The following is a 1,193-nucleotide window of genomic DNA, read 5'->3' on the forward strand; positions in this document are numbered from 1 at the left end:
CTAGGCCGTGAACTCATAAATGCTGGATCAGTGAGACGCTGGAAAGCAGTCACCCGTCGGCCTACAATCTGACTATGCCGTTCGCTCGCAAATTGATTCTTCACGTTCCGGTATCAGATGAGACCTTGCTCGGTGGCTTTGTTGAGCAATGCCTGAATGACGGTGTATCGCTCGTGGCCGTGGTCGGACCAGGCTGCGCGAAGGTTGAAGACATTATCGACGAGATCGTCGTCGGTGACGGAAGCGACGAGACACGCTTTCTATGCACGACCTCTCACCCCGATGAGCCATTCGACGATGTGTTGAACATGGCTAGGACGTGGGAGTTCGAGCGCGGCGATCCCGTCCAAGAGGTCCGGCTGTAAGAGTCGTTGACCGCCCGCAATTTAGGCTTCCATACCGCGCCGTTTCTGATTCAGGCCCCACATGAGCCGATATGACCTGACTGACTTCGAATGGCGCGCGATCGAGCCGCTGTTGCCCAACAAGCCGCGAGGAGTGCCGCGCGTCGATGATCGGCGCGTGCTGAACGGCATCTTCTGGGTGCTGCGATCGGGTGCGCCATGGCGCGATCTGCCGGAGCGATACGGCCCGCGCACCACCTGCTACAATCGCTTCGTCCGATGGCGGAAAGCAGGTGTGTGGGATCGCCTCATGGATGCCATCACCAAAGCCCATGACGGCACGGTGCAGATGATCGACACCTCCATTGTTCGCGTCCATCAGCAGGGCGCGACGGCAAAAAGGGGGATCGAGATCATTGTCTCGGTCGTTCCCGAGGCGGACTGACAACCAAAATCCATGCTCTTGTCGACGCCCAAGGCAGGCCGATCAAGCTGACGCTCACGGCAGGCCAGATGAGTGACATCGCCTCCGCAGCGGACTTGATCAAGGAATTGCCGGAGGGTGCCATGCTACTCGCCGACAAGGGCTATGATGCCAACGCCTTGCGCAATGCTGTTACCGAGCGAAAGGCATGGGCCAACATTCCGCCCAAAGCCAACCGCAAGGACGCGATCTGCTTCAGCCCCTTCCTCTACAAGGCGCGCAACCTCGTCGAACGCTTCTTCAACAAGGCCAAGCAATTCCGTCGTATCGCAACCCGATACGACAAGCTGGCTGAGAACTATCTTGCCGCCCTCAAACTCGTCGCAATCCGCCTCTGGCTACGCGGTAATGAGTCTACGTCCTAG

At 58.5% G+C, this 1,193-nt stretch carries 1 protein-coding gene and 1 pseudogene; both read left to right on the forward strand.

Features of this window, described 5'->3' with window-relative positions; all coding sequences use genetic code 11:
* Positions 1 to 74: 74 nt before the first annotated feature.
* Complete coding sequence (locus tag D3242_RS33145; protein ID WP_019862907.1) at positions 75 to 365, forward strand: hypothetical protein; 291 nt, start codon at positions 75 to 77, stop codon at positions 363 to 365.
* Positions 366 to 426: 61 nt separating this feature from the next.
* A pseudogene (locus D3242_RS33150) lies at positions 427 to 1,193 on the forward strand (IS5 family transposase).

It is taken from the genome of Mesorhizobium jarvisii (assembly GCF_003601985.1).
GTDB classification, from domain to species: domain Bacteria; phylum Pseudomonadota; class Alphaproteobacteria; order Rhizobiales; family Rhizobiaceae; genus Mesorhizobium; species Mesorhizobium jarvisii.